Origin of the sequence: Vibrio sp. 10N.222.49.C9, from assembly GCF_041474985.1 — a bacterium.
Classification (GTDB): Bacteria; Pseudomonadota; Gammaproteobacteria; order Enterobacterales; family Vibrionaceae; genus Vibrio; species Vibrio crassostreae_C.
The window spans coordinates 1-295 of record NZ_JBFRVD010001560.1 but is presented as its reverse complement, the minus strand read 5'-3'; the positions used below and the strand labels follow the sequence as shown (position 1 = coordinate 295).

Sequence of the window (295 nt, the reverse complement as noted above, 5' to 3'; positions counted from 1 at the left end):
GATTGCGCTAGGCAAGAACGATGATCGAGAGTTGGCGAGTAGCTTGCTCCGACCATTTACCCTCGCATTGCTGGTTGGTTTGACCTTTATTTTGCTCCAACCCTTGATATGGAGCGGAGCAATGTGGGTGATCTCGCCTGATGCAGAAGTCGCGATGCACGCCAAAACCTATTTTAGCATCATGATCTTTGGCGCCCCTTTTGTACTGCTTAACTATGTGATTATTGGCTGGTTGATGGGACAAGCGAAGGCCAAGGCAACCTTGTTTACGCAGGTTTTTGGTAACGTTTTGAAC

At 48.1% G+C, this 295-nt stretch carries 1 protein-coding gene; it reads left to right on the top strand.

The features are described from left to right. Positions 1-295: MATE family efflux transporter (locus AB4585_RS29260; protein ID WP_372172325.1), on the top strand; the 295-nt coding region annotated here is incomplete at both ends.